This window comes from Marinobacterium arenosum (assembly GCF_019795155.1).
In the GTDB taxonomy this organism is placed as follows: Bacteria; Pseudomonadota; Gammaproteobacteria; order Pseudomonadales; family Balneatricaceae; genus Marinobacterium_C; species Marinobacterium_C arenosum.
Genome location: NZ_JAILYN010000007.1, coordinates 66,798 through 91,539 on the forward strand (window position 1 = coordinate 66,798; position 24,742 = coordinate 91,539).

The following is a 24,742-nucleotide window of genomic DNA, read 5'->3' on the forward strand; positions in this document are numbered from 1 at the left end:
CGTTTGCTCGGGCACGGTGATGCGTGTGCGAAGCCGGCTGCCAGCGGTGCAACGGGATGCTCGGATAAGCTTATGAAACGGATCGATACGCGGGTTGCCCGCATTGCCGCCTCCGATCTGCCGGCCGAAACCGCCGGTTGGGATCTGCCCTCTGTCAGCGGTACCCGGTTGTTCGGCTTCGTGCAGCGCGAAGGCGGCCGGGTCGAGGTGGTCGAGGAGGAGTTGGCGGCGGAAAAGCTGACCGTCAGCGAGCTTGAGGAGATCCGCGAAACCGCTTATCAGGAGGGTTTTGCCGAGGGCAAGAAGGCCGGCTATGAGGTCGGTCTGCCGGAGGGGCGTGCTCAGGGCGAACAGGAGGGGCGGCAGCAGGGCTATGAAGAGGGCTTCGGTGGGGGGCGCGAGAAGGTCGAACAGCTGCAGCAGCAGTTGGCCGAGATGATCGCCCGCCAGCAGGCGCCGTTGGACGGTATCGCCGAGCAGCTGGAAAACCAGGTGGTGGAGATGGTCTTGCAGCTGTCCCGCGCAGTGGTCGAGCTGGCAGCGGAGTTCGATCCGCAGGTGGTGCGCCAGGCGGTGCAGGAGGTGATTGACCAGCTGCCGAAGCCGCATGAAAACGTCCGCATTCGGGTGCATCCGGCTGCTGTCGATATCGTCACTGAAATGGCGCAGCGTAACCATGAGAGCTGGCAGGTGGTCGGCGATGACAGCGTCGAGCCGGGCGGCTGCATCGTGCAGACCGCCAACACCTTCGCCGACAACACCCTGGCGCAGCGTTACCAGCAGGTGGCCAGCCAGTTGCGCGACTACTATCTTTCCCGGCAGGACAACGGTTCGGCAGAATGAGCCAGCTGATCGAGCGTCTGGCCGGTTACCGCACGTTAAGGTACAGCCCCGCCCGGGCCCGGATTGAAGGCCGGGTCACCCGGATGATCGGCCTGACCCTGGAGGCGGTCGGTATCCAGGTGGCCATTGGCGACTGCTGCCTGATCGAATTGAATCCCCGCGTCCGGGTGGAAGCCGAAGTGGTGGGCTTCTCCGGCGACCGGGTCTACCTGATGCCACTCGATACCATCGATGGCCTGCAACCTGGCGCGCGGGTGATTCCGGTGCAGGAGGTGGGCTCGGTACCGGTCGGGCCGGAACTGCTCGGCCGGGTGCTGAATGGCGTCGGCAAGCCGATCGACGGTCGTGGCCCTTTGCATACCGAACAGAAGGTGGCGCTGGCCGGCGAGACCATCAACCCGCTGTCGCGTGAACCTATCCATCAGACCCTGGATGTCGGTGTTCGGGCGATCAATTCGTTGCTGACCGTTGGTCGCGGACAGCGGCTGGGACTGTTTGCCGGCAGTGGTGTCGGTAAGTCGGTGTTGCTGGGGATGATGACCCGCTTCACCGAGGCCGAGATTATCGTGGTGGGGCTGATCGGCGAGCGAGGCCGTGAAGTTAAGGAGTTCATAGAGCATAGCCTTGGTGAGAAGGGGTTGGCCCGCTCGGTAGTGGTGGCGTCGCCGGCCGACGATTCGCCGTTGATGCGCTTGCGGGCTTCCCAGCTGACCACCCGGATCGCCGAGTATTTCCGCGATCAGGGCAAGAACGTGTTGCTGTTAATGGATTCGCTGACCCGTTATGCCCAGGCGCAGCGCGAGATCGCGCTGGCGGTGGGCGAGCCGCCGGCCACCAAAGGCTATCCGCCGTCGGTGTTCGCCAAACTGCCGAAGCTGGTGGAGCGGGCCGGCAACGGCAAGCCGGGCGGCGGCTCGGTGACTGCATTCTATACGGTGCTGACCGAAGGGGACGATCAGCAGGACCCGGTGGCCGATTCGGCAAGGGCGATTCTGGACGGTCACGTGGTGCTGTCCCGCCGGCTGGCCGAGCAGGGGCACTACCCGGCGATTGATATCGAAGCGTCGATCAGTCGTGCGATGCCATCAATTGTCGGCCAGGATCATCTGGCTAAGGCGCTGGAGTTCAAGAAACTCTATTCGAAATTCCAGCAGAATGCCGATCTGATCGCGGTGGGCGCCTACGTCGCCGGCAGCGACCCGGAAACCGATCAGGCGATCGAGCGGATGCCGGTACTGCGGGCCTTCCTGCAGCAGCGCATGGATGAACCCCTGCCGCTGAAGCAGTGTATCCAGCAGTTGTTTATGTCGCTCGAGCCGATGCCGGGCCAGAAGAGATGATGAGGGGGGCGAATGGCAAAGCGATCTGACCGCTTGCAGTTGGTGAAGGAGTTGGCCGAGCGCAAGAAGCAGCAGGCCGATCAGTTCCTGGCCGCCAGCCGTGCCCGTACCCAGCAGGATCAGCAAAGCCTGCAGCAGCTGCAGAACTTCCTGCTGGAGTACCAGCAGCAGTTCCAGCAGGCCGGTCAGCGTACCTTGGGTCCATCCGAGATGCAGACCCGCCAGGCGTTCATGCAAAAGATCACCAAGGCGATCGAACAGCACCGCAAAGGCATGGCGCAGAATCAGCAGGAGCTGGTTGCGGTCGAGCAGCACTGGCAGAAGAGCTATGCCCATCTCAAGGCGATGGAGGTCTTGCAGGCCAAGGCGGTCGACCAGGAGCGGGCTCAGGCCGACAAGCAGTTGCAGAAAGAGCTGGATGAGCGCTCGCAGCGCCGCCCTCCCGACTTTTTCTGATCGCCGGCGCTCTTCGCGCCGGTATTGCCTTCCAGAGTCACCGCCGCAGATAAACTGTGGGCTTGCAGCTCATTCAACCTTGGCCTCTATTTTGCAGTTCTGTTGTCCAGGTTACCCTGGTGCAGGAGTCCAAATGAACAATCAGATTTCCCCAACCCTTTCCGGTGGTTTGCTGGGCCTTGGGCTGCAAGGCGGCGCGACAACGCTGGCCAACGGGCTGCCGGGCGGCTTCAGTCAGGGCGGTTTCTTTGCCGGCCTGCTTGGTCAGTCGCTGATGGCGACGACGCCCGGCGGCGCCGGTCAGGCTGCCCAGGCCGGTCAGGGCTTGCCGGCGATGGGCCTGAATTTGCCGCCCCAGGGGGCGCTGATGGCCGACGGTTTGCCGCCGGCAACATTGCCGCTGTCGGAACAGGCGCTGCAGCAGCTTGCCTCCCTGCAGCTGTCGGAGGAGGCGTTGCAGGAACTGGCCGAAGGCCAGCTGTCGGCCGATACCCTGCAGCAGCTGACTGCCGGGCAGCTATCCGATGAGCTGGTCGCCGATCTGCAGCAGCAGGGCTTCCCGCCCGAGCTGCAGCAGCAGTTGCTGCAGGAGCTGGATGCGCTGGCGGAGCAGCAGCAACCGCTGGCGGCGGAACTGGCTGTCGCATTGCGGCAACGGCTCGGGCTGAGTGATCAGGGGCAGACTGAAAACGTAGCGGCGGACAGCGGGAGCGATAGTCAGGTTGCTGAGGCAACGCCGGCACAGCCTGCGAACGACACGCAGCTAGCTGCCGCCGCCCGCGATCAGGCCGTCGAGACAACGCCGGTGCTGGAAAAGCTGCCGCTGGTCCTTGAAGTGGCTGCGGCCGATGAGCGAATGCCGGCCGACGCCGCTGCGCAGCAGGCGCTCCCCCTGGAGGGCGCGATTCAGAACCGTGCGCTGGCCCGGATGCTGAGCAACCCGCAGTCCGTACCTGCGGCTGACGATAATAGCTGGCTGACTCCGGCCGATCAGGCGATGCAGCAAGTTCAGCAGATGCAGCCGGGGGCGGCGGTCGCCGCCGGGCTGTCGGAAAGGCTTGAGCAAACGCTGTCCGAAAACAGGGGGGCTGCAGCGGGGATGTCGATCGCGTCCACCGCCACTGCGACGGCGGGTAGTGCGGGTAACACGGCGCAGGCGGTTCAGGCCGCGCAGCAGGCAGCACAATCGGCGCTGCCGCAGGCCGATGGTATGGCCGAACAGGCGCCGGCCGGTACTCGATCCTCGTCCATGGCGCAGGCGGTGGCCGCCGCCAACAGCACGCCGGCGCAGGGTGTCGGGGCCCAGGCCGCAGCGGTAGTTAACGAACCCGTGGTTGAAGGTGAACTTGATCCGGTGCTGGCTGAACGGCTGCGTAACCTGGCCGGTGATGGCGCCGACGGTAGCGGTCGAGAGAGTTCAAGCCAGAATAGTGGTAGCGGCGCCGGTGGCCAGAACGGGGCGCCGAGCAGCGGCTTTGCTCAGCTGGTCCGTCAGGCCGCCACCGAGCCGTCAGCGGCTCAGCAACAGCCGCAGCAGTTCAACCTGCCGGGATCACCTCATCTCAAGTCGCCCAACTGGCCGTCGGCGTTGGGCGAGCGAGTGGTCTGGTTGGCGAATCAGCAGAGCCGGGTGGCCGAGATTCAGCTCGATCCGCCGGAGCTGGGTTCGTTGCAGGTGCGCATTCAGGTGAACCAGGATCAGGTCAGCGTCAGCTTCGTTTCGCCGCACGCCTCGGTACGCGATACGGTCGAACAGAGTCTGGTGCGGTTGCGGGAGATGTTTGCCGAACAGGGCCTCAACCTGGCCGATTCGTCGGTGGCCGATCACTCCTCCGGTGAGCGTCACGAGGGCCGTGATGGCGAGTCGGGCGAACGGGCCGGCTATGCCCAATCCGGGTTGGGCGGCGATGAGGAATTGAGCCAGCAGGACGGTGCTCAGGGCCTTTCTCTGGTCGACTATTACGCGTAGAGCCTGGCCTCGATCTTTTGCCGGCTGCGACGGAGGCTATTTTCGCGCAGTGCAAGGAATGAGGAGCGTGCTGTACTGCGGTACATGAGCGACGAAAAACGCAGCAATGCGCGAAAATAGCCCGGTCCCTTCGGGTTGTGCCGCAAATAGCGCCATACCGCGTTGCTCGGCGCTTATTTAGGTCAACTAAACGTCGCTTCTCGCGCCTTGTCTGGTGCTAATTGAGGCGACAACGCAGGCGGGCAAAAGATTGAGGCCAGGCTCTTACGTGCCGCGCCGCCGTGTTATATTAGGCGATCCCAACAGGATGCCCTTCAGCGGTTTCCCGAAGGCGGTAAAACAGCGTTAGAGGTTTTCGATGGCAGACGAACAGAACGGCGAAGAGAGCTCCGGCAAGAAAGGTTCCAAGCTCAAGCTGATCATTATTGCACTGGTGGCGTTGCTGATCATTGGCGGCGGCGGTGGGGCGGCGGCTTACTTCCTGCTCGGCGACAGTGGCGAACAGCAAGAGACTGCGGCGGCGGAGCAGCAGGGGCGCCAGAAGGCGGCCTATACCAAGGTGCGCACCATGGGGGGCAAGCCGATGTTCGTGGTGACCCTGCAGAGCGAGGGGGACGGCCAGCCGCACTACATGCAGGCCTATGTCGAGGCCAAGACCCGTGATCAGCAGGTGGTAGACGCGCTGACGCTGCATATGCCGCTGGTGGTATCGCGCCTGAATAACCTGTTTGCGACCCAGAAATTCACCCAGCTGCGCACGGTCGAGGGCAAGCAACAACTGCGTAGCCAAGCGACCGAGCTGGTGCGTGAGATCATGATGGAGAAGATTGGCAAGCCGGGTATCGAGACGATCCTGTTTACCAACTTCGTAATGCAATAAGTCCGGGCAGGCTTAACTACTTCTATGTCGGTCAAAGACCTCCTCTCCCAGGATGAAATCGATGCGCTGTTGCATGGCGTAGACGATGATGTGTCCGAGGAGCAGGACGAACAGGAGTCGGACGGCGGCGATATACGCCCCTACGACCTGGCCAGCCACGAACGTATTGTTCGTGGCCGGATGCCGACCCTGGAGATGATCAACGAACGCTTTGCCCGTTCGGTACGCACCACCCTGTTCAACCTGCTGCGCCGCACCGCCGATGTTACCGTCGGCGGTGTGCAGGTGATGAAATACGGCGATTACATCCATACCCTCTATGTGCCGACCAGTATGAACCTGATGCGGGTTTCGCCGTTGCGCGGTACCGGGCTGATGATCATGGACGCCAAGCTGGTGTTCAAATTGGTCGATAACTTCTTCGGCGGTGATGGTCGTCATGCCAAGATCGAGGGGCGCGAGTTCACGCCAACCGAGACGCGGCTGGTGTTCAAGGCGGTCAACGAGTTCTTTGCCGACCTGAAGGAAGCCTGGCGACCGGTGATGGATCTGGAGTTCGAGCATGTCGGTCACGAGGTCAACCCGGCGATGGCCAACGCGGTCAATCCGACCGAGGTGGTGGTGGTCAGTACTTTTCAGGTTGACCTGGAGGGAGGCAGTGGTGAGTTCCATGTCACCATGCCCTATTCGATGCTGGACCCGGTACGCGATATCCTGGTTTCCGGCTTTCAGAACAACGAGGAGGCCAAGGATGAACGCTGGGAGCGGGCGCTGCAGCGCGACCTCAAGATGGCCTCGATGGATCTGGAGCTGCGCATCGCCGAGCGGCAGATGACGCTGCGCGACGTGATGGAGCTGCAGGCCGGTGACGTGATTCCGGTGGAGATACCTGAAACCTTCCAGCTGAAGGCCAACAAGGTACCGGTCTTCAGTTGTAAACTGGGCGTCTCCCGCGGGCGCCTGGCAGTGAAAATCCTTGAGCAGCTGGAAAAGCTGCAATAGCCGAGCAGTGAGTTTAGTGAGTTTGATGCATGAGTGATGATAATCAGGATCCGCAGGCGCTGGCTGACGAATGGGCTGCCGCGCTGGGCGAGCAGACCGGCAACGCCAGTGTGGATGTCGATAGCATCATGGCGGATATGTCGGCCCAGGAGGCCGAGATTGCGGCGGCCAAGGCGGTCGAGCTGGAGGAGCTGAAAGACGAGGCGGTGCCGGTGGCCGATCCGAAGCTGGATGTCATTATGGATATCCCGGTCGAGATCACCATGGAGGTGGGTCAGACCGAGATTCCGATCCGTAACCTGCTGAAGTTAAGCCAGGGCTCGGTGCTCGAGCTGGACCGGGTCGCCGGTGAGCCGTTGGACGTCAAAGTTAACGGCACCCTGATCGCGCATGGCGAAGTGGTAGTGGTCAACGACCGCTACGGTATCCGGCTGACCGATGTGATCAGCCCCCAGGAACGAATCAAGCGGCTCAAATAATTTATTTCATGGCTCTAATCACCCAACTGGTTTACCGCAGTAGCCTGCTGCTCGGCCTGCTGTTGCTGGCATTTTGCCCGCCACTGCTGGCCGCCGAGCAACCGGCTGGGACGGCGCAGCCGAAGGCGCCGCCGCCTGCGATGCCCACGCCGATCGATGCCGGTTCGGTGATGCAGTTGCTGCTGGGGCTGGCGGCGGTGGTGGTGATGATCCTGCTGCTGGCCTGGCTGATGCGCCGGTTCGGTGGCCTTGCGGTCCAGCAGGGCGCGATCAAGGTGGTTGCCGGCCTGTCGCTGGGCAGCCGCGAAAAGGTCGTGCTGGTGCAGGTGGGGGATCGCAAGCAGGTATTGCTCGGTGTGGCGCCGGGCCGGGTCAGCACTCTGGCGGAGTTTGACGAGCCGGTGGTGGATGCCGCCGCCGGTGGCCAGTTCAGCGAGCGGCTGCGCGATGCGGTGCGGGGACGGCAGGCATGATGCGCGGTCTGAAACTGCTGTTGTTTCCGCTGCTGATGTTGCTGCCAAGTCTTGGCTGGGCGGCCGATAGCGGGATTCCGGCGGTCACCCTGAGTACCGGCGAGGATGGTGCGACCAACTACAGTGTGACGCTGCAGATTCTGATCCTCATGACGATGCTGACGTTCCTGCCAGCGATCCTCATGATGATGACCTCGTTCACCCGCATCATTATCGTCTTTGCGATCCTGCGTCAGGCGCTGGGTTTGCAGCAGACCCCGTCCAACCAGATCCTGATCGGCCTGTCGCTGTTCCTGACGCTGTTTATCATGGGGCCGGTGATCGACCAGGTGAACCTGGTGGCAGTGCAGCCCTATATCAATGAACAGCTCAATGTGATCCAGGCCCTGGAGGCGGCCAGCGGCCCGTTCCGCGATTTCATGATGCATCAGACCCGTGAAAGCGACCTCGACCTGTTCATGAAGATCTCCGGCACCGCGCCGGTCAACGGCCCGGAGGAGATTCCGTTCAATATCCTGGTGCCGGCATTCGTTACCAGCGAGCTGAAGACCGCCTTCCAGATCGGCTTCATGCTGTTCATTCCGTTCCTGGTGATCGACCTGGTGGTCGCCAGCGTATTGATGGCGATGGGGATGATGATGCTGTCGCCGGTGATTGTCTCGCTGCCGTTCAAGATCATGCTGTTTGTGTTGGTCGATGGCTGGGCGATGGTGATCGGCACGCTGGCGGCCAGCTTTGGCATATAGGAGGTCAGAATGACCGCGCAGCTGGTATTGGACCTGTTCGGTGAGGCGTTCTACCTGATCGTATTGCTGGTGTCGGTGATCGTATTCCCCAGTCTGGCGGTGGGGTTGTTGATCTCCACCTTTCAGGCGGCGACCCAGATCAACGAGCAGACCCTCAGCTTCCTGCCGCGTCTGATCATCACCCTGCTGGTGATCATGTGGGCCGGTCCCTGGATCGTGACCAAGATCAGCGACTACTTCAATTATCTGTTTAAGAACATCCCGTTGCTGATAGGTTAGGGCGATGTTTGAGATCAGCATCCTGGAGATCGAGCAGTGGGTAGCCGCCTTCCTGTGGCCGCTGTTCCGTATCGCTTCGTTCTTCATGGTGATGCCGGTGATCGGCTCGCAGCTGGTGCCGGTGCGGATCCGGCTCGGCCTGGCGCTGGCGGTGACGGTGCTGGTGGTGCCGCTGCTGCCGCCGATGCCCGAGTTCGACGGCCTGTCGCTGCAGACCCTGCTGGTGATCCTGCAACAGGTGCTGATCGGTACCGTACTGGGCTTTATCGCGCAGATCCTGTTCCAGGTGTTCGTGCTTGGCGCCCAGCTGATCGCCACCCAGATGGGGCTCGGGTTCGCCTCGATGACCGACCCCGCCAACGGGGTGTCGGTGGTCATTCTCGGTCAGATCTACCTGACCCTGGTGATGTTGCTGTTTATCGTGATGAACGGCCACCTGGTACTGATTGACGTGCTGGTGCGCAGTTTCAATCTGATCCCCGTCGGGTTGGAGGGGCTCAAGCCCGACGTGTTCTGGCAGATCGCGCTGTCGGGCCTGTGGCTGTTTTCCGCTGCTCTGCTGATGTCGTTGCCGGCGGTCACCGCGTTGCTGGTAGTCAACTTCGCGTTCGGCATCATGACCCGTGCCGCCCCTCAGCTGAACATCTTCGCCATCGGCTTTCCGTTTACCATGACCATGGGGTTGTTCGTGGTCTACGCCAGTCTGTCCGGCTTCCTGGGGCAGTACCAGCGTATCAGTGAGTTCGCGCTCGATTTCGTAACCAGCGTGCTGTTCGGGGGGCGTTGATGGCAGAAAACGAAGACGGTCAGGAAAAGACCGAAGAGCCAACACCCAAGCGATTGCAGGACGCCCGCGAAAAGGGGGACGTTCCGCGATCGCGAGAACTGGGCACTATGGCGGTGCTGATGGCCAGCGTGGCCGCGGCGCTGGTGTTCGGTAATTATCTGGTCCATCTGATGGCCGGTATGCTGCGCTACAACTTCAGCCTGGACCGCGATGCGGTATTCGATGTCAAAATGATGTTTGAGCATCTCGGCAGCAGCCTGTTTGACGGGTTGCTCGGTATCGGAGGCTTCTTTGGCTTGGTGTTGTTGGCGGCGCTGATCAGTCCGATAGCCCTGGGGGGGTGGATCTTCAGCGGTCAGGCGTTGGCCCCCAAGCTGAACCGGATCAATCCGCTATCCGGCTTGAAGCGGATGTTCTCCGTTAAAGCGTTGGTGGAGTTGGCCAAGGCGCTGGCCAAGTTTCTGTTGGTGGGCACTTTTGGCGTGTTCTCGTTATGGATGATCAAAGACGACCTGCTGGCGTTGGGTAGCAGTGACATTCGTACCGCGATGGGCGATGCGGTCGAGCTGGTGATGTGGGTATTTCTGGTGATGTCGTTGTCGCTGATCCTGATTGCCGCGATTGATGTGCCCTACCAGATTTACGAGTACACCAAGAAGCTGAAGATGACGCTGCAGGAGATCAAGGATGAGATGAAGAACACCGAGGGTAAGCCCGAGGTGAAAGGGCGTATCCGCCAGCTGCAGCGGGAGATCGCTCAGCGCAATATGATGGGTGCGGTGCCTGAGGCGGACGTGGTGATTACCAACCCGACTCATTACTCGGTGGCGCTGAAGTACGACACCAGTGTCAGCGATGCGCCGATCATGGTGGCCAAGGGGGCCGATTTCGTGGCGCTGAAAATCCGTGAGGTGGCCCGCGAACACGAGGTGCCGATCCTGACCGCGCCGCCGCTGGCCCGGGCGATCTATTACTCCACCGAAATCGGCGAGCAGATTCCCGACGGTCTCTTTATGGCGGTGGCCCAGGTGCTGGCTTACGTCTATCAGCTGCGTCGCTACAAGAGCTATCAGGACAGCAAGCCGACTCCGCCGGGTGATGCGGATCTGGATATACCGCACGATTTGCGCCGGGATGACTGATTTGGAATACCGAGCGTCTTTCCTCGCGCCCTGTCTGGCGATAATTCGGGGGCAGTCGCGTTAATTGAATTATTAAGCACGCTCTCCGGGGCTGGCCGGTTTCTTGCATTGTAATTCGCGCGATGGTCATCGGCGTCAATAAACAGTACAGGATGCATGGCTATCATCAGATGAAACCGTTAATCTGTCACTTTTACGTCTATTTGGTGCTGGGATTTTGACGCTTTGCTAGCCGGTCTGAACAAAGAAAGTCTAATTGCGAACGCGCGCAGCCTGACCAACGGCAACCTCGGGGTGCCGTTGTTGTTGCTGGTGATCATGGCAATGGTCACCCTGCCGATGCCGCCGTTCCTGTTGGACGTTCTGTTTACCTTTAACATCGCCCTGTCGATCGTGGTGCTGCTGGTTTCCGTCTACTCGATGCGGCCGTTGGATTTTGCGGTATTCCCCACCATCCTGCTGGTGGCGACGCTGATGCGGCTGGCGCTGAACGTGGCCTCGACCCGGGTGGTGCTGCTGTTCGGCCACGAAGGTGGCGACGCCGCCGGGAAGGTGATCGAGGCGTTCGGCTCGGTGGTGATCGGCGGCAACTACGTGGTCGGTCTGGTGGTGTTCCTGATTCTGGTAATCATCAACTTCGTGGTGGTCACCAAAGGCGCTGGCCGTATATCGGAAGTAAGCGCCCGCTTTACCCTCGACGCCATGCCCGGTAAGCAGATGGCGATCGATGCCGACCTCAATGCCGGCCTGATCAATCAGGAGGAAGCCAAGGCCCGCCGTCAGGACGTGACTCAGGAGGCGGACTTCTACGGCTCGATGGACGGTGCCTCCAAGTTCGTACGTGGCGATGCGGTGGCCGGCATCCTGATCCTGTTCATCAACATCATCGGTGGGCTGGCGATCGGTATGGCCCAGCACCAGTTGGATTTCGCCACCGCGGCGGAGTTCTACTCGCTGCTGACCATCGGTGACGGTCTGGTGGCCCAGATCCCGTCGCTGTTGCTGTCTACCGCAGCGGCGATCATGGTGACCCGGCAGAACGCCTCCCACGATATGGGCGGCCAGATAATCGCCCAGATGGCGTCGCCAAAGGCGCTGGGCGTCACCGCCGCAATTCTGGCGATGATGGGGGTTGTGCCCGGCATGCCGCACTTCGCTTTTCTGTCGCTGGCGGCGGTGGTTGGCGGTGCGGTCTGGTGGATCGATCGCAAGAAGAAACAGCAGGCGGAGCAGGCCGTCCAGGAAGCCGAGCAGCTGCCCGCCACCCAGGCGGAAGAGGTGGAACAGCATAAGGAGCTGGACTGGGACGACGTGATGCCGGTCGACATGGTCGGCCTGGAAGTTGGCTATCGGTTGATACCGATGGTCGACAAGCTGCAGGGCGGTCAGTTGCTGAACCGGATCAAAGGAGTGCGCAAAAAACTGTCACAGGAACTCGGTTTCCTGGTGCCCTCGGTGCATATCCGCGATAACCTTGACCTGCTGCCCGGTGCCTACCGGATCACCATGATGGGGGTGGTGGTCGGTGAGGCTGAGGTCTACCCGGATCGTGAGTTGGCGATCAATCCCGGCCAGGTGTTCGGTTCGCTGAAGGGGATCGACGTCAAGGATCCGGCGTTTGGCCTGGACGCGGTCTGGATCGAGCTGTCCGACAAGGAGCGCGCCCAGTCGCTTGGTTATACCGTGGTGGACGCCTCCACCGTGGTCGCCACCCACCTGAACCAGATTCTGCAGGCCAATGCCAAGGATCTGTTGGGGCATGAAGAGGTGCAGCAGTTGCTCGATATGCTGGCCAAGTCGTCGCCGAAACTGGTGGAGGAGCTGGTGCCGGCCAAGCTGTCGATCAGCAATCTGTTGAAGATTTTGCAGAACCTGTTGATGGAGCAGGTGCCGCTGAAGGATTTCCGTACCATCGCCGAGGCGTTGACCGATGCGGTGACCCGCACCCAGGATCCGATGATGTTGACGGCGATGGTGCGTATTGCACTGGCGCGCCTGATCGTGCAGACCATCAACGGTTCCGAGCCGGAACTGCCGGTGATCACCCTGGATCCGCAGCTGGAGCAGTTGTTGCTCGGTTCGGTGCAGCAGGGCGGTGGTGACGACAACCTGGTGATCGAGCCGGGTATGGCGGAACGCTTGCAGATCTCCCTGGCCAGTGCCGCCCAGCAGCAGGAGATGGCCGGCAAGCCGGCGGTACTGCTGGTGGCGGCGCCGGTACGGCCGCTGCTGGCCAAATTCGTGCGCTACGGAGAGCAGCATATCCACGTGCTCTCCTACCAGGAGATACCGGAAAATAAGAAGGTTACCATCGTTGCTACGGTCGGGGGGCAGAATGTGGGCTGATCTGCGGCGGCGGCAACTGAGGGCCGCGATAAAGGACGGGTATGAAGGTTAAACGCTTTTTCGCGCCGGACATGCGCCAGGCGATGCGCCGGGTACGCGAGGAGATCGGCGCTAATGCGGTGATCGTCTCCAACCATCGGGTGGCCGGCGGCGTGGAAGTGGTGGCTGCCGAAGAGCATGAATACGATGCCGCCCAGGCCGAGTTTCAGCGTGAGCAGACCCGTCAGCGTCAGCAGGAGGAGCGGATGCGGGCGGCGGTGTCGTCGCGCCAGGCGTTGTCGCCCGATCAGTTACGCGAAGAGCTGCTGCGTGCCAAGTCCCGTATCGCCGTGGCGCAGCAATCCGGCAGTACCGATATGGCGGCGTCCCAGCAGGGCAACCGGCAGATGCGTGGTGGCGATGACGAACAGCTGCGGGCGATCCTGGAATCGCTGAAGGCGCGCCAGAAGGCCAAGGCCAATGAGGCGGCGCAGAATTTCGAGCGTAACCGCCAGACTCAGCGGTTGCATGATCCGCTGGCGGTGGAACCTCAACTCGACGAGCCGGAGCATTGGGTATCCGCGCCGGTTCGCGGTCGACACTCTCAGTCTCCGTTGGCCGATCCGGCTACGCCTCAGCCGTCCGTATCCCAGTCGGCCGCACCTCAGCCGGCTCCTCCTCAACAGGCCGCACCTCAGCCGGCGGCTCCCGCACCGGTTGCCCCGGCCGCGGCCGATGATGCCGTGATCCGGGCGATGCAGGATGAGATCCAGCAGCTCAAGGCGATGTTGGTGCAACAGGCGCAGGAGGCCCAGCAGGCGCGTAGCGCCTCGGTTCCGGCGGAGCCGCCGGCACCGGACCTGGTGGAGCCTTCGGCTGCGCCGGATTCGATGCGGGATGCCGGTCCGTTGGCCCGCAAGCTTGGCCTGATCGGTATCAGCGAACGCCTCAGCCGGCAGCTGCTGGCTGGTGTGGAACCGAATATTGCCGCCGACAAGGCCTGGCGTAACACCCTGGCGCGGCTGGCCGAGTCGATTCCAGTAATCGGCGAAGACTTCATCGAGCGTGGCGGCATGATCGCCTTCGTAGGTCCGACCGGGGTCGGCAAGACCACCACCATCGGCAAGCTGGCGGCCCAGTACGTACTGAAGTACGGCAGCGCCAGCCTGGCTCTGGTGACCACCGACTCGTACCGGATTGCGGCGCATGAACAGCTGCGTACCTTCGGCCGCATACTGGATGTGCCGGTGCGGGTGGTGAACGAAAAAGAAACTCTGGACGAGGTGCTGCAATCGTTGCGTAACAAGCGCCTGGTGCTGGTCGATACCGCCGGCCTGAATGCCAGCGAGCCGCACAGTGAACTGCAGATGGAGATGCTGGACTCGGTTAGCGTACGGCTGAAGAAACTGCTGGTGCTGTCCTGCTCCAGCCAGCGTCAGGTGATGGAAAGCGCCTATGCGGCCTATAAGGAGATGGGACTGAACGGTTGCGTGCTCAGTAAGCTGGATGAATCAGGCAGCCTCGGCGAGGCGCTGTCTCTGGCAGTAGAGCAGCGGCTGCCGATCGCCTATCTGGCCGATGGTCAGAAAATCCCGGATGATGTCAGCGTGGCGCGTAAGCATGAGCTGGTCAGCCGGGCCGTGGTGACTGCTCAGAAGAGCCGGGCTACTGAGGCGAAGATCGCGCAATCCGCCAAAGTCACACCGTTGTTCAAGGCCGGTTGAGGGGGCTGACGAGATGATGAGCCCAGCAGCTGTGCGGGTGATTGCGGTGACCGGCGGAAAAGGCGGGGTCGGCAAGACCAATGTGTCGGTGAACCTGTCGCTGTCGCTGGCCGCGATGGGGCAGCGGGTAGTGTTGATGGATGCCGACCTGGGGTTGGCCAACGTCGATGTGATGCTGGGTATCCGGCCGCAGCGCAACATCGCCGATATGCTGGCTGGCGACTGTACCTTGCGACAGGTGTTGGTGCCGGTCAAGCCGGGGTTGCAGATCGTGCCGGCTTCCTCCGGTACCCAGGAGATGACCCAGCTCAGTCCCCATCAGCATGCTGAACTGGTGCACGCTTTTGCCGATATCCAGGATGAGTTAGACGTGCTGGTGGTGGATACCGCGGCCGGTATCTCCGAGTCGGTGCTCAGCTTCGTGCGGGCTGCCCAGGAGGTGCTGGTGGTGGTCTGCGACGAGCCGACCTCGATCACCGACGCCTATGCGCTGATCAAGTTGCTGAACCGTGACAGCCGGATCAGCCGTTTTCGGGTGCTGGCCAACATGGTGCGCTCCGACCAGGAGGGGCGAAATATGTACAATAAATTAGTAACTGTTACAGATCGCTTCCTGGATGTGGCACTTCAATATGTCGGATCAATCCCTTATGATGAATCCGTTCGTAAGGCAGTGCAGATGCAACGTGCTGTGTTTGAAAAGTTTCCTAACAGCAAAGCGTCCCAGGCTTACCGTCAGTTAGCGAACAAAGTCACCAGTTGGCCGGTGCAGGCTACGCCACGCGGGCATCTGGAGTTTTTTGTCGAACGGTTGGTGCGTGGCGCAGGCAGAAAGGATTAGTACAGGTCCTGCATGTATAACCAGGTGCAATTTGTTTCGAATGATGAGCTGATTGAGCAATATGCGCCGTTGGTTAAACGAATCGCCCATCATTTGCAGGCACGAATGCCGTCATCCGTTGTACTGGATGATTTGTTACAGGCCGGCATGATCGGTTTGCTGGAGGCGTACCGCAATTACGACCCCTGCAAGGGCGCCAGCTTTGAAACCTATGCCGGTATCCGCATCCGCGGAGCCATTATCGATGAAGTGCGTCGTGGCGACTGGACGCCGCGCTCGGTTCATCGCAATACCCGTCGTATTTCTGACGCTATCCATAAAATCGAAGCGCGAACCGGTGCCGATGCCGCCGATGCCGAAGTGGCGGCGGAGCTGGGTGTCACCTTGGACGACTATTATGCGCTGTTGAAAGATTCGATGGAGAGCCGCTTGTTCAGTTATGACGAGCTGGTTGCTTCCTCCGATGAAGGGCCGGGCGACTATATCGCCAATGATGATCCCGGTCCGGAAAGGCATGTGTCGCGAGAAAGTTTTCTGCGCTCTCTGGCCGGGGCGATAGAGCGTCTGCCGGAGCGCGAGAAGTTGGTGCTGGCGCTGTATTATGACGAGCAGCTCAACCTCAAGGAGATCGGTCAGGTGCTGGGGGTCAGCGAATCCCGAGTGAGCCAGATTCATAGTCAGGCCGCCATGCGATTGCGCAGCCGGTTGCGTGACTGGCAATGAAAAGGCTTGACCGGACTCAACGTAATTGACCTAATGAAGATTAAACTCAACGAGTTGCGTGGTTCTATAGGGGAGACGTGTCTTGAAGAAAGACATTAAGATTCTCGTTGTAGATGATTTTTCTACAATGAGGCGCATCATCAAAAACCTGCTGCGGGATTTGGGGTTGACCAATGTGCAGGAGGCCGACGATGGCCAGACGGCACTGCCGATCCTGAAAGCGGGCGGAATTGACTTCCTGATCACCGACTGGAATATGCCGGGCATGACCGGTATCGACCTGCTGAAACACGTACGGGCCGATGCCAACCTGGCACATATTCCGGTGCTGATGGTGACAGCAGAAGCCAAGCGTGAGCAGATCATTGCGGCGGCTCAGGCCGGTGTGAACGGCTATGTGGTTAAGCCTTTCACTGCGGCGGTGCTGAAAGAGAAGATCGATAAAATCTTCGAGCGTTTGAACTGAGCCTAAGGGAATTACCGTTATGACCGCACCGGACCTCCGTCAGGGGATCGACCAGTTCGAAAGCTTGCTGCACAGCAAGGCGCGGGAGCTGGTCGATGTCCTGGAGCAGGGTGATCTCGCCAGCGCCATGGTTCTGATACAGGAACTCAACGAGGCAAAACACCGCGCTTTCTACAATGAGGTGGGCTTCCTGACCCGGGGGTTGCACGAGGCGATCAAGGCATTTAGCAGCGATGTCGGCAACGCGATTGACGGCAAGAGCAAAGCTGAAGGTGCCGGTCAGGTATTCGCCGATGCATCGGAACGGTTGGCCTATGTGATCGAAGTCACCGAAAGTAATGCCCATGACACCATGGACCGGATCGATACCGCGCTGACGCTGGTCGATCGACTGGACAAGCAGAGTGAGCGTTTCAAGGATCTGCTGTCGTTGGTGGGTCAGCTGGAAGGGGAGTTCGAGGGCCTGAGAGGTGTATATGACCGTACCTGCACCTTGAAGGAAGAGTCCGAACAAACAATTGAAACCCTGCGCGGCCAGTTGACCGATATCCTGGTTTCACAAAGCTACCAGGATATCACCGGCCAGCTTATCCGCCGGGTGATCACCCTGGTGACCAATGTCGAGGGACACCTGGTCAAGCTGATGGAGATGGCGGCGCAGGTGGAGCGGCTCAGCGGTATCGATGTGGCCGAGGTGCTGTCGAGCCGGGCTGAGCCGAATGAAAACAAGACGGCGTCTGTTCAGGCGGAAGGTCCGCAGATCAAGAAGGATGCGCCCGACGTGGCCTGTGATCAGGATGATGTGGATGAATTGCTGTCGAGTCTTGGTTTTTAAAGGAGCTTCCTATGAGTTTTGATGTGGATCAGGAGATTCTCGAGGACTTCCTTGTCGAAGCCGGCGAGATCCTGGAGCAGCTATCGGAACAGCTGGTGGATCTGGAACAGCGTCCGGATGATCGGGAGCTCTTGAATGCGATCTTCCGTGGCTTCCATACCGTAAAAGGCGGTGCCGGTTTCCTGCAGCTCGAAGCGATGGTCGACTGCTGCCACAAGGCCGAGAACCTGTTCGATATGCTGCGCAACGGCGAGATCGGCATCAGTGCCGAGCTGATGGACGTCGTACTGCGGGCGCTGGATGCCATCAACATGATGTTCGAGGCGGTACGCGACGGTCAGGGGCTTGAGCGGGCCGATGCCGGCCTGCTGGCTGCGCTGGATCACTATGTCAACGGTGGTGCGCCGGCGGCACCGGCAGTGGCGGCCGCACCGGAACCGCAACCGGCTGTCGTACCGGCACCGGCACCGGCACCGGCACCAGTGGCCAAGCCTGCGCCGAGCAGTGGCGCGGCTGACCAGTCCAGTGCCGAGTTCGAGATGTTGCTGGGGGATATCGCCGGCGATGCGGCGGCTATCCCCGAAGCGGATCCGGTCGAGGCGGCTGGTGGCTCGGAACTGATCACCGAAGATGAATTTGAAAGCCTGCTGGATGAGCTGCACGGACCGGGTGGCGCGCCAGGACAGATGAGCGGAGGTGACACTGTGGCCGAGTCGACAGGTGCGGGATCGTCCAACGAACTGATCAGCGATAGCGAATTCGAGGCCCTGCTGGATGATCTGCAGGCTCAGGGCAAGGGGGCCTTCGCCTTTGTCAATGAAGAGCGTCGCGATGCCCGTCATGAAGCTGTTGAACCGGCTGTCGCGACGCCGGCTCCGGTGGCTGCGCCGGCCGTCAGTGCGGAGCCGGTGATGAAAGACAGCGCCGCCGGTAAACCGCCGGCAGGCCAGGCCAAGGCAACGCCGGAGAGCAACGTGCGGGTGGATACCCGCCTGCTGGACAAGATCATGAACATGGTCGGTGAATTGGTACTGATCCGTAACCGGTTGGTGCGTCTTGGCGTGACCCGCGAAGACGAGGAGATGGCCAAGGCGCTGGCAACCCTGGATATGGTGACCGCCGATCTGCAGATGTCGGTCATGAAGACCCGCATGCAGCCGGTCAAGAAGGTGTTCGGTCGCTTCCCGCGGCTGATTCGTGACCTGTCGCGCAACCTTCACAAAGAGGTCCGGCTGGAGTTGCGCGGTGAAGAGACCGACCTGGACAAGAACCTGGTCGAGGCGTTGGCGGATCCGCTGATCCACCTGGTACGCAACTCGGTCGACCACGGTATCGAGGCGCCGGAGGAGCGTGATCGGATCGGCAAACCGCGTGAAGGTCATGTGCTGTTGTCCGCCGAGCAGGAGGGCGATCATATCCTGCTGGTGATTCAGGACGACGGTGCCGGTATGGACCCGGAAAAGCTGCGTAAGCTGGCGGTGGATCGTGGCATGCTGGATGCCGAAGCCGCCCGCCGTCTGACCGAGCAGGAGTGTTTCAACCTGATCTTCCAGGCGGGCTTCTCCACCAAGACCGAGATCTCCGATGTCTCCGGCCGCGGTGTCGGCATGGACGTGGTCAAGACCAAGATCACCCAGTTGAACGGCACCCTGAGCATCGATTCGGTGCTCGGCCAGGGCACCCGTATCGCGATCCAGGTACCGCTGACGCTGGCGATCATGCCGACCCTGATGGTGGTATTGGAAGATCAGGCGTTTGCGCTGCCGCTGGTCAACGTCAGCGAGATCTTCAACCTGGACCTGACCCAGACCAACGCGGTCGACGGCCAGCAGGTGATTATCGTACGCGACCAGGCGTTGCCGTTGTTCCATCTCAAGCGCTGGCTGATCCAGGGGCAGCAGCAGGCCAAGCTGCCCGATCAGGGCCATGTGGTGATCGTCAACGTCGGCACCATGCGGGTCGGTTTCGTGGTGGACCAGTTGGTTGGCCAGGAGGAAGTGGTGATCAAGCCGCTCGGTTCAATCCTGCACGGCACGCCGGGTCTGTCCGGCGCCACCATCACCGGTGACGGTCGCATCGCGCTGATCATCGATATCCCGAACCTGCTGAAGAACTACGCCTCCTGAGGGGGCGTAGCTCAACTGGAATGAAACGCTGACTATGGCAGTTAGGGTATTAATCGTTGATGACTCAGGATTCTTTCGACATCGTATAAGCGAGCTGCTGGCGTCCGACCCGCGTATCGAGGTGGTCGGTAGCGCCAGTAATGGCCGGGAAGGGATTGAACAGGTCAAAAAACTGCGACCGGACGTGGTAACCATGGATGTGGAGATGCCGCAGATGAACGGCATCGAAGCGGTCCGGATCATCATGCGCGATTGTCCGACCAAAGTGATGATGTTGTCATCGCTGACCCAGGAAGGCGCGCGGGTTACCCTGCAGGCTCTGGAGGCTGGGGCGGTCGATTACCTTTCCAAGGATATGCGGGCCTGGATGGATCGCTCGCTGTCTCTCCAGAAACAGCTCTGCGACAAGATCGTTACCATCGGCTCGCAGGGACGGGCACTGACCCCGTTCATGGCGCGCAGCCGGGCGAAAGAGGGCCAGAGCAGCACCACCATGGTGTTCCGCCCGCAACGCAGCCGATCTTCTGACGCGGCTGCGGCGTCCGCATCACCGGCTCCGGCAGCGCAGTCGACAGTTAATTCGAGGGCCGCATCGACGGCTACATCGACGGCGTTGCGCCGCCCGCTTGGCGGTGGCGCTGCGGCGGATCTGGCTGCCCGCTCGACGCTGCGCGGCAGTCAGCGGTTGGCTATCCCGCGCGATACCCGGCTGGTGGTGATCGGCTCATCGACCGGCGGCCCGGCGGCGTTGCAGGAGATTCTTACCCAGTTGCCGGCCAGCTTCCCCTATCCGTTGCTGTTGATCCAGCACATGCCGAAGACGTTCACCACGGTGTTTGCCGAACGGCTCAATCAGCAGTGTCAGATCGCCGTCAAGGAGGCGGAGGATGGCGACCGGTTGCAACCGGGCCGAGCGCTGCTGGCGCCGGGTGGTCACCAGCTGATCGTCGACGGCAAGCAGCATGACCGGATCCGTATCCTGCCGGGCGACGACCGGCTGACCTACAAGCCGAGTGTCGATGTTACTTACGGCTCGGCGGCCAAAAGTTACGGCAACCGGGTGTTGGCGATCATCCTGACGGGGATGGGGGCGGACGGCAGTGAAGGAGCTCGCTTGCTCAAGCAGGCCGGCGCTCACGTCTGGGCGCAAAGCAAGGATAGCTGCACCATCTTCGGTATGCCGCAGGCGGTCATCAAGGCCGGCCTGGCGAACGAGATACTGGATCTGGAGCAGATCGGCCCGATCCTCTCCGGAGGACGTTGATGGACCTGTCCGGCCTGCTCGGGCTGCTATTGGCACTGCTCGCGGTGGTTGGTGCAGTCCAGCTGGACGGCGGTGAACTCGGCCAGTTGGCCAACCTGCCGGCCGCTGTGATCGTGGTCGGCGGCACCCTGGCCGCCGCCGCGGTGCAAACACCGTCAGCCGAGTTTCGTTATGCCATCCGTCTGATGTTGGGGCTGTTCCGCTCCTCGCTGCCGGATTGTCGCAGCGGCTTGAGTCAACTGGTGGGTTGGTGCGAGCTGGCGCGGCGGCATGGCCTGCTGGCGTTGGAGCAGCAGGCCGACCAGTTGGACGATGATTTTACCCGGGTGGGGTTGCGGTTGTTGGTCGACGGCGGCACCGTCGATAGCCTGCGGGCCACCCTGGAGATCGAAATGGTCACCCGTGAGCAGCGCGATCTGCAGGGCGCGCGGGTGATCGAAAGCATGGGTGGCTATGCGCCGACCCTGGGCATCATTGGTGCCGTGCTGGGGTTGATCCAGGTGCTTGGCAACCTGTCCGCCCCCGAGCAACTGGGCAGCGGTATCGCCACCGCCTTTGTTGCCACGGTGTACGGGGTGGGGCTGGCCAATCTACTGCTGATTCCGCTGGCCAATCGGATCAAGGCGTATGTTCAGGCCCGCTACCAGTACCAGGAGATGGTGTTGGAGGGCTTGATGTTGATTGCCGATGGCCATACGCCGCAGGCTCTGCAGCGTCGATTGATGGGGTATCTCCAGTAATGCCGCGCCGGGTACGCAGCGATAGCGACCCCCATGCGGACCGCTGGGTGATCTCGTACGCAGATTTTATTACCCTGTTGTTTGCCCTTTTCGTGGTGATGTATGCGCTCTCTTCGGTCAACGAGGAGAAGTACCGGCAGTTGTCGGCTGCGCTGTCCGATGTGTTCGTCAAGAACACGGAATCCAGCGGCACAGCGGTTCCGGCAAACGACAATGCAGTCGCCGCGACTGCACCGGCGGCACTGGCGGACGACGGGTTACTGCCCGATCAGGGGCGCGCAGCGGGCGGCAATTTCGCCGTACTGCAGCAGCAGTTGCAGCAGCGACTTGAAGCCCAGCCCGAGCTGGGCCGGGTATCGCTCGGTGGTGACGGCCTCTGGCTGGAGCTGGAGCTTGATGCCGCCCTGCTGTTCAGCTCCGGCAGTGCCACCCCCTCGGAGGATGCGGAGCTGCTGTTGGAGCAACTGGTTCAGCCGCTGCTGGAATCGGCGCAGCCGATACAGGTGGAGGGCTTTACCGATAACCAGCCGGTGCAGCGGGGCGCTTACCCCGGTAACTGGGAGTTGTCGGCGGCCCGAGCGGCGGCGGTGGTCCGTCTGCTGACCGAGTTTGGCGTTGCGCCGCAACGACTGTCTGCCGTTGGCTATGGTGAATTTCGGCCGGCCTACAGCAATCGGACGGCCGAAGGGCGCCGCAAGAACCGGCGGGTGGTACTGGTGGTGGCGCGAGACGCCCAGATCGGTCAGCTGCGCAGCATCTATGGTGCGCAGCAGTTGTCTGGCGCGACAATTTCCGAGATATTGCCGGAAGATGCCGGGATATCGAACCAGCCGCCGGTGATTGAACAATTTCGAACGGAGCGGGGTGGCATGTTGTACCGCCAGGCAGAACCAGTAACGAATCACGCTGAACAGGAACAATAACGATGCAAGTGTGGGCCGTGGCTAATCAGAAAGGTGGCGTGGGTAAGACCACCACCGTTGTGACGATGGCTGGACTGCTGGCCGAAGTGGGCTACAGCGTTCTGCTCGTTGACCTGGATCCGCATGGATCCTTGACCAGCTACTTCGGTTACGATCCGGATGAGCTCGAGCGTAGCGTTTACGACCTGTTTGACAGTGACGAACCGCTTGATCGGGAGATGGTGCGCAGCCTGATCGTACCGACCAGTCATGACCGGATCTCGATGGTCCCGGCGGCGACTTCGTTGGCCACCCTGGAGCGCAAGGCGGTTGGCCAGGAGGGGCTGGGCTTGCAGGTCGCCAAGGCGTTGCGCCAGGTACAGGCCGATTATGATTTCGTACTGATCGACAGCCCGCCGGTGCTGGGGGTGTTGATGGTCAATGCGCTGGCGGCCGCTCACCACCTGCTGGTGCCGGTACAGACCGAATTCCTGGCGATGAAGGGGCTGGAGCGGATGGTGCGCACCATCCGGATGATAAATCGCGCCCGTCGCCGCGAACTGCGCTACACCATTATCCCGACCTTCTATGATCGCCGCACCCAGGCTTCGGTCAATAGCCTGCGTGAGTTGCATCATCGTTACCCGGGCGAGATCTCCAGCGCGGTGGTGCCGACCGATACCAAACTGCGTAATGCCAGTATCGCCGGCGTGGTGCCGTCTGAACTGGATTCCAGCAGTCGTGGCGTACATGCCTACGCCCGCCTGCTGCGGTCTTTGCTGGAATCTTCGAAGCAGGAAGCGTCATGAGCGATACCAAGATGAACAATGGTCAGCGCCTGGTACAGGACTACCTGGATTCCCTGCTGCAGGAGGCGGAGCCGGAACTGGATCTGCTGGAAGAGATGGTGATGGCCGACCTGGCCGAGCCTCTGGATGAGGATCCGCAGCTCGATCAGCCGTCGCAAGCCGAGCAACCGCAAGAGGTGGCGGCCGAAGAGGTTCCGGCGGAATCTTGCGCAGAGACCGAGCTGACGGCTGAGCCGCTTGCAGAGGCCGAGTCCGGGTTTGCGGCAGTCGAAGATGCTATCGGCCTGCCAGAGTGCGCCGAGCACGTCGAGGTTGCTACGGCTGGTGATTGCGACGCTGTGCTCGAAGAGTTTGACACGGTCGATAGCGAACCTCTGGCGGAGCCCGAGGAGATTCCGTCGCTCGCCGATACGGCCCCGCTGGCTGAGTCGCCGGCAGCTGAATTGCCTGAGCTGAGCGTTGAGACGGACCTCGCGGCGCCGGTAGAGCAGCTGGCAGCAGCGACCTCAGAACCGGTGCCTGAGGTTCCCGAGTCATTGGCGGCTGAGGATGTGCTTGAGGCGCTCGAATCGATCGAGCCGCCGGAGCCGATTGACGCGACCGAGCTGCTGACGATCTCCGAGCCGCTGCCGGTAGAACTGTCGGCGGCTGACGAACCTGTTGTACCGGTCGAGCCTGCAGCCGTCGCTGAACAGCCGGCGGTCACCGATATCTCCCTGGCCGACTTCGATGAAGAATCGCTCGTGGCGGCTGACGCTGAGTTTCAGCTGGAGCTGCCGGAGTTGCCGACGGAAGACCAGGAGCTGCTGGCCGATACGGTGGTGATCGAGCAAGCTATCGATACGGCCGAACCTGAAGCCATTCAGCTGAGCGAGGAGGATCTGGCGCTGCTGGATCAGATGGTGCCGGCATTGGATGATGACGGCCTGCCACAGCTGACCGAATCCGAACGACTCGAAGCGGAGGCCGACGCCGCGATGCTGGCGGCCGCCGAAGCGGCAGTGGCCGAGTCTCCGGTCGAGCCTGCTGCGCCGCTTGAGCCACCTGTCCCCGTTGCGCCGGCACTGCCGGTGGGGGAGAAACCGGCCTGGGCCGGCGACGAGCTCAACTGCGTCATGGTCACCGTTTATGGCATCAACGTGGCGATCCCGATGGAGCACATCCAGTCGGCGACCAGTATCGAAAAGGTGTCGCTGCGCATGGAGCTGGAGCATGACTGGATTCTCGGTCAGATCGTCAAGAATGATCATACCCTCACCTATGTACTGGACAGCGCACACTGGTTGATGCCGGAACTCTACGATGCCGAGAAGTGCAGCTATCAGGATATGGTGGTGCTGGATGGCGGCTATTGGGCGCTGGCCTGCGACGAGATGACCCGTTCAGTGCGAATTCCCTGCAGTTCGGTCGCCTGGTCGGTGGACCGTAGCCGACGGCCCTGGTTGTTGGGTACCTGCATGGCGGAGCGCTGTGCAATCCTCGATGTGGACGCGTTGATCAGCCAGCTAAATAGCGCTCTGTGAGCAGTCGTTCGATTTGAGCAGGAGTTGGTGTCGCGCAGGCTCCTCTAGTATCCTGTACGCGAGAACCG

Annotated in this window: 24 protein-coding genes; all 24 read left to right on the forward strand. The window is 61.4% G+C overall.

Annotation, left to right across the window (positions count from 1 at the left end):
* Positions 1 to 72: 72 nt before the first annotated feature.
* Positions 73 to 843, forward strand: coding sequence for a flagellar assembly protein FliH (locus K6T12_RS05030; RefSeq protein ID WP_222220097.1), 771 nt, complete (start codon positions 73 to 75; stop codon positions 841 to 843).
* Positions 840 to 2,183, forward strand: a complete 1,344-nt coding sequence (gene fliI, locus K6T12_RS05035) for a flagellar protein export ATPase FliI (protein ID WP_222220099.1) — start codon at positions 840 to 842, stop codon at positions 2,181 to 2,183. The genes K6T12_RS05030 and fliI overlap by 4 nt, the downstream gene beginning before the upstream one ends.
* 12 nt (positions 2,184 to 2,195) lie before the next feature.
* The gene (gene fliJ, locus K6T12_RS05040) at positions 2,196 to 2,639 is read left to right on the forward strand and encodes a flagellar export protein FliJ (protein WP_222220101.1); all 444 of its coding nucleotides are present in this window, start codon (positions 2,196 to 2,198) and stop codon (positions 2,637 to 2,639) included.
* Positions 2,640 to 2,772: 133 nt separating this feature from the next.
* On the forward strand, positions 2,773 to 4,608 hold the full coding sequence (locus K6T12_RS05045; protein ID WP_222220103.1) for a flagellar hook-length control protein FliK: 1,836 nt from the start codon (positions 2,773 to 2,775) through the stop codon (positions 4,606 to 4,608).
* 358 nt (positions 4,609 to 4,966) lie between these two features.
* Positions 4,967 to 5,488 (forward strand): flagellar basal body-associated FliL family protein, encoded by a 522-nt coding sequence (locus K6T12_RS05050; protein WP_222220105.1) that lies wholly within the window; start codon positions 4,967 to 4,969, stop codon positions 5,486 to 5,488.
* A 24-nt stretch (positions 5,489 to 5,512) separates the two neighbouring features.
* Positions 5,513 to 6,490, forward strand: a complete 978-nt coding sequence (gene fliM, locus K6T12_RS05055) for a flagellar motor switch protein FliM (RefSeq protein ID WP_222220107.1) — start codon at positions 5,513 to 5,515, stop codon at positions 6,488 to 6,490.
* 29 nt (positions 6,491 to 6,519) lie between these two features.
* The gene (gene fliN / locus K6T12_RS05060) at positions 6,520 to 6,969 is read left to right on the forward strand and encodes a flagellar motor switch protein FliN (RefSeq protein ID WP_222220109.1); all 450 of its coding nucleotides are present in this window, start codon (positions 6,520 to 6,522) and stop codon (positions 6,967 to 6,969) included.
* An 8-nt stretch (positions 6,970 to 6,977) separates the two neighbouring features.
* On the forward strand, positions 6,978 to 7,442 hold the full coding sequence (gene fliO, locus K6T12_RS05065; protein WP_222220111.1) for a flagellar biosynthetic protein FliO: 465 nt from the start codon (positions 6,978 to 6,980) through the stop codon (positions 7,440 to 7,442).
* Positions 7,439 to 8,188 carry a flagellar type III secretion system pore protein FliP gene (fliP, locus tag K6T12_RS05070; protein ID WP_315853564.1) on the forward strand — a complete coding sequence of 250 codons (750 nt, stop codon included), beginning with the start codon at positions 7,439 to 7,441 and terminating at the stop codon, positions 8,186 to 8,188. Before fliO ends, fliP begins: the two co-directional genes overlap by 4 nt.
* A gap of 9 nt (positions 8,189 to 8,197) precedes the next feature.
* The gene (gene fliQ, locus K6T12_RS05075; RefSeq protein WP_222220113.1) at positions 8,198 to 8,467 is read left to right on the forward strand and encodes a flagellar biosynthesis protein FliQ; all 270 of its coding nucleotides are present in this window, start codon (positions 8,198 to 8,200) and stop codon (positions 8,465 to 8,467) included.
* A 4-nt stretch (positions 8,468 to 8,471) separates the two neighbouring features.
* A complete protein-coding gene (gene fliR / locus K6T12_RS05080; RefSeq protein WP_222220115.1) occupies positions 8,472 to 9,254 on the forward strand; it encodes a flagellar biosynthetic protein FliR in 783 nt (260 codons plus the stop codon).
* The gene (flhB, locus tag K6T12_RS05085) at positions 9,254 to 10,396 is read left to right on the forward strand and encodes a flagellar biosynthesis protein FlhB (protein ID WP_222220117.1); all 1,143 of its coding nucleotides are present in this window, start codon (positions 9,254 to 9,256) and stop codon (positions 10,394 to 10,396) included. The genes fliR and flhB overlap by 1 nt, the downstream gene beginning before the upstream one ends.
* Before the next feature lie 225 nt (positions 10,397 to 10,621).
* Positions 10,622 to 12,742 carry a flagellar biosynthesis protein FlhA gene (gene flhA / locus K6T12_RS05090; RefSeq protein ID WP_390879074.1) on the forward strand — a complete coding sequence of 707 codons (2,121 nt, stop codon included), beginning with the start codon at positions 10,622 to 10,624 and terminating at the stop codon, positions 12,740 to 12,742.
* 41 nt (positions 12,743 to 12,783) lie between these two features.
* The gene (gene flhF, locus K6T12_RS05095) at positions 12,784 to 14,445 is read left to right on the forward strand and encodes a flagellar biosynthesis protein FlhF (protein ID WP_222220119.1); all 1,662 of its coding nucleotides are present in this window, start codon (positions 12,784 to 12,786) and stop codon (positions 14,443 to 14,445) included.
* Positions 14,446 to 14,458: 13 nt separating this feature from the next.
* Positions 14,459 to 15,286 carry a MinD/ParA family protein gene (locus K6T12_RS05100; protein ID WP_390879075.1) on the forward strand — a complete coding sequence of 276 codons (828 nt, stop codon included), beginning with the start codon at positions 14,459 to 14,461 and terminating at the stop codon, positions 15,284 to 15,286.
* 12 nt (positions 15,287 to 15,298) lie between these two features.
* On the forward strand, positions 15,299 to 16,009 hold the full coding sequence (locus tag K6T12_RS05105; RefSeq protein WP_222220123.1) for an RNA polymerase sigma factor FliA: 711 nt from the start codon (positions 15,299 to 15,301) through the stop codon (positions 16,007 to 16,009).
* 82 nt (positions 16,010 to 16,091) lie between these two features.
* Positions 16,092 to 16,475, forward strand: a complete 384-nt coding sequence (cheY, locus tag K6T12_RS05110) for a chemotaxis response regulator CheY (RefSeq protein WP_222220125.1) — start codon at positions 16,092 to 16,094, stop codon at positions 16,473 to 16,475.
* 19 nt (positions 16,476 to 16,494) lie between these two features.
* Positions 16,495 to 17,310 (forward strand): protein phosphatase CheZ, encoded by an 816-nt coding sequence (locus K6T12_RS05115; RefSeq protein WP_222220127.1) that lies wholly within the window; start codon positions 16,495 to 16,497, stop codon positions 17,308 to 17,310.
* A gap of 11 nt (positions 17,311 to 17,321) precedes the next feature.
* Complete coding sequence (locus tag K6T12_RS05120; RefSeq protein ID WP_222220129.1) at positions 17,322 to 19,436, forward strand: chemotaxis protein CheA; 2,115 nt, start codon at positions 17,322 to 17,324, stop codon at positions 19,434 to 19,436.
* A 34-nt stretch (positions 19,437 to 19,470) separates the two neighbouring features.
* Positions 19,471 to 20,700, forward strand: coding sequence for a protein-glutamate methylesterase/protein-glutamine glutaminase (locus tag K6T12_RS05125; RefSeq protein ID WP_222220131.1), 1,230 nt, complete (start codon positions 19,471 to 19,473; stop codon positions 20,698 to 20,700).
* Entirely contained in the window at positions 20,700 to 21,440 is a 741-nt protein-coding gene (locus tag K6T12_RS05130; RefSeq protein ID WP_222220133.1) for a flagellar motor protein, read from the forward strand. Before K6T12_RS05125 ends, K6T12_RS05130 begins: the two co-directional genes overlap by 1 nt.
* Positions 21,440 to 22,363, forward strand: coding sequence for an OmpA family protein (locus K6T12_RS05135; RefSeq protein WP_222220135.1), 924 nt, complete (start codon positions 21,440 to 21,442; stop codon positions 22,361 to 22,363). Before K6T12_RS05130 ends, K6T12_RS05135 begins: the two co-directional genes overlap by 1 nt.
* A gap of 2 nt (positions 22,364 to 22,365) precedes the next feature.
* Positions 22,366 to 23,151, forward strand: a complete 786-nt coding sequence (locus K6T12_RS05140) for a ParA family protein (protein WP_222220137.1) — start codon at positions 22,366 to 22,368, stop codon at positions 23,149 to 23,151.
* Complete coding sequence (locus K6T12_RS05145; RefSeq protein WP_222220139.1) at positions 23,148 to 24,674, forward strand: chemotaxis protein CheW; 1,527 nt, start codon at positions 23,148 to 23,150, stop codon at positions 24,672 to 24,674. Before K6T12_RS05140 ends, K6T12_RS05145 begins: the two co-directional genes overlap by 4 nt.
* Positions 24,675 to 24,742 lie beyond the last annotated feature (68 nt).

Bases quoted from the DNA above. Each gene is read 5' to 3' on its own strand.
- fliO (WP_222220111.1), top strand. From the start codon at position 6,978: ATGGCTCTAATCACCCAACTGGTTTACCGCAGTAGCCTGCTGCTCGGC.
- K6T12_RS05145 (WP_222220139.1), top strand. From the start codon at position 23,148: ATGAGCGATACCAAGATGAACAATGGTCAGCGCCTGGTACAGGACTAC.
- K6T12_RS05030 (WP_222220097.1), top strand. From the start codon at position 73: ATGAAACGGATCGATACGCGGGTTGCCCGCATTGCCGCCTCCGATCTG.
- fliQ (WP_222220113.1), top strand. From the start codon at position 8,198: ATGACCGCGCAGCTGGTATTGGACCTGTTCGGTGAGGCGTTCTACCTG.
- fliN (WP_222220109.1), top strand. From the start codon at position 6,520: ATGAGTGATGATAATCAGGATCCGCAGGCGCTGGCTGACGAATGGGCT.
- fliI (WP_222220099.1), top strand. From the start codon at position 840: ATGAGCCAGCTGATCGAGCGTCTGGCCGGTTACCGCACGTTAAGGTAC.
- K6T12_RS05050 (WP_222220105.1), top strand. From the start codon at position 4,967: ATGGCAGACGAACAGAACGGCGAAGAGAGCTCCGGCAAGAAAGGTTCC.
- flhF (WP_222220119.1), top strand. From the start codon at position 12,784: ATGAAGGTTAAACGCTTTTTCGCGCCGGACATGCGCCAGGCGATGCGC.
- K6T12_RS05140 (WP_222220137.1), top strand. From the start codon at position 22,366: ATGCAAGTGTGGGCCGTGGCTAATCAGAAAGGTGGCGTGGGTAAGACC.
- fliR (WP_222220115.1), top strand. From the start codon at position 8,472: ATGTTTGAGATCAGCATCCTGGAGATCGAGCAGTGGGTAGCCGCCTTC.
- K6T12_RS05125 (WP_222220131.1), top strand. From the start codon at position 19,471: ATGGCAGTTAGGGTATTAATCGTTGATGACTCAGGATTCTTTCGACAT.
- flhB (WP_222220117.1), top strand. From the start codon at position 9,254: ATGGCAGAAAACGAAGACGGTCAGGAAAAGACCGAAGAGCCAACACCC.
- K6T12_RS05045 (WP_222220103.1), top strand. From the start codon at position 2,773: ATGAACAATCAGATTTCCCCAACCCTTTCCGGTGGTTTGCTGGGCCTT.
- fliJ (WP_222220101.1), top strand. From the start codon at position 2,196: ATGGCAAAGCGATCTGACCGCTTGCAGTTGGTGAAGGAGTTGGCCGAG.
- K6T12_RS05105 (WP_222220123.1), top strand. From the start codon at position 15,299: ATGTATAACCAGGTGCAATTTGTTTCGAATGATGAGCTGATTGAGCAA.
- K6T12_RS05100 (WP_390879075.1), top strand. From the start codon at position 14,459: ATGATGAGCCCAGCAGCTGTGCGGGTGATTGCGGTGACCGGCGGAAAA.
- K6T12_RS05130 (WP_222220133.1), top strand. From the start codon at position 20,700: ATGGACCTGTCCGGCCTGCTCGGGCTGCTATTGGCACTGCTCGCGGTG.
- fliP (WP_315853564.1), top strand. From the start codon at position 7,439: ATGATGCGCGGTCTGAAACTGCTGTTGTTTCCGCTGCTGATGTTGCTG.
- fliM (WP_222220107.1), top strand. From the start codon at position 5,513: ATGTCGGTCAAAGACCTCCTCTCCCAGGATGAAATCGATGCGCTGTTG.
- K6T12_RS05135 (WP_222220135.1), top strand. From the start codon at position 21,440: ATGCCGCGCCGGGTACGCAGCGATAGCGACCCCCATGCGGACCGCTGG.
- K6T12_RS05115 (WP_222220127.1), top strand. From the start codon at position 16,495: ATGACCGCACCGGACCTCCGTCAGGGGATCGACCAGTTCGAAAGCTTG.
- K6T12_RS05120 (WP_222220129.1), top strand. From the start codon at position 17,322: ATGAGTTTTGATGTGGATCAGGAGATTCTCGAGGACTTCCTTGTCGAA.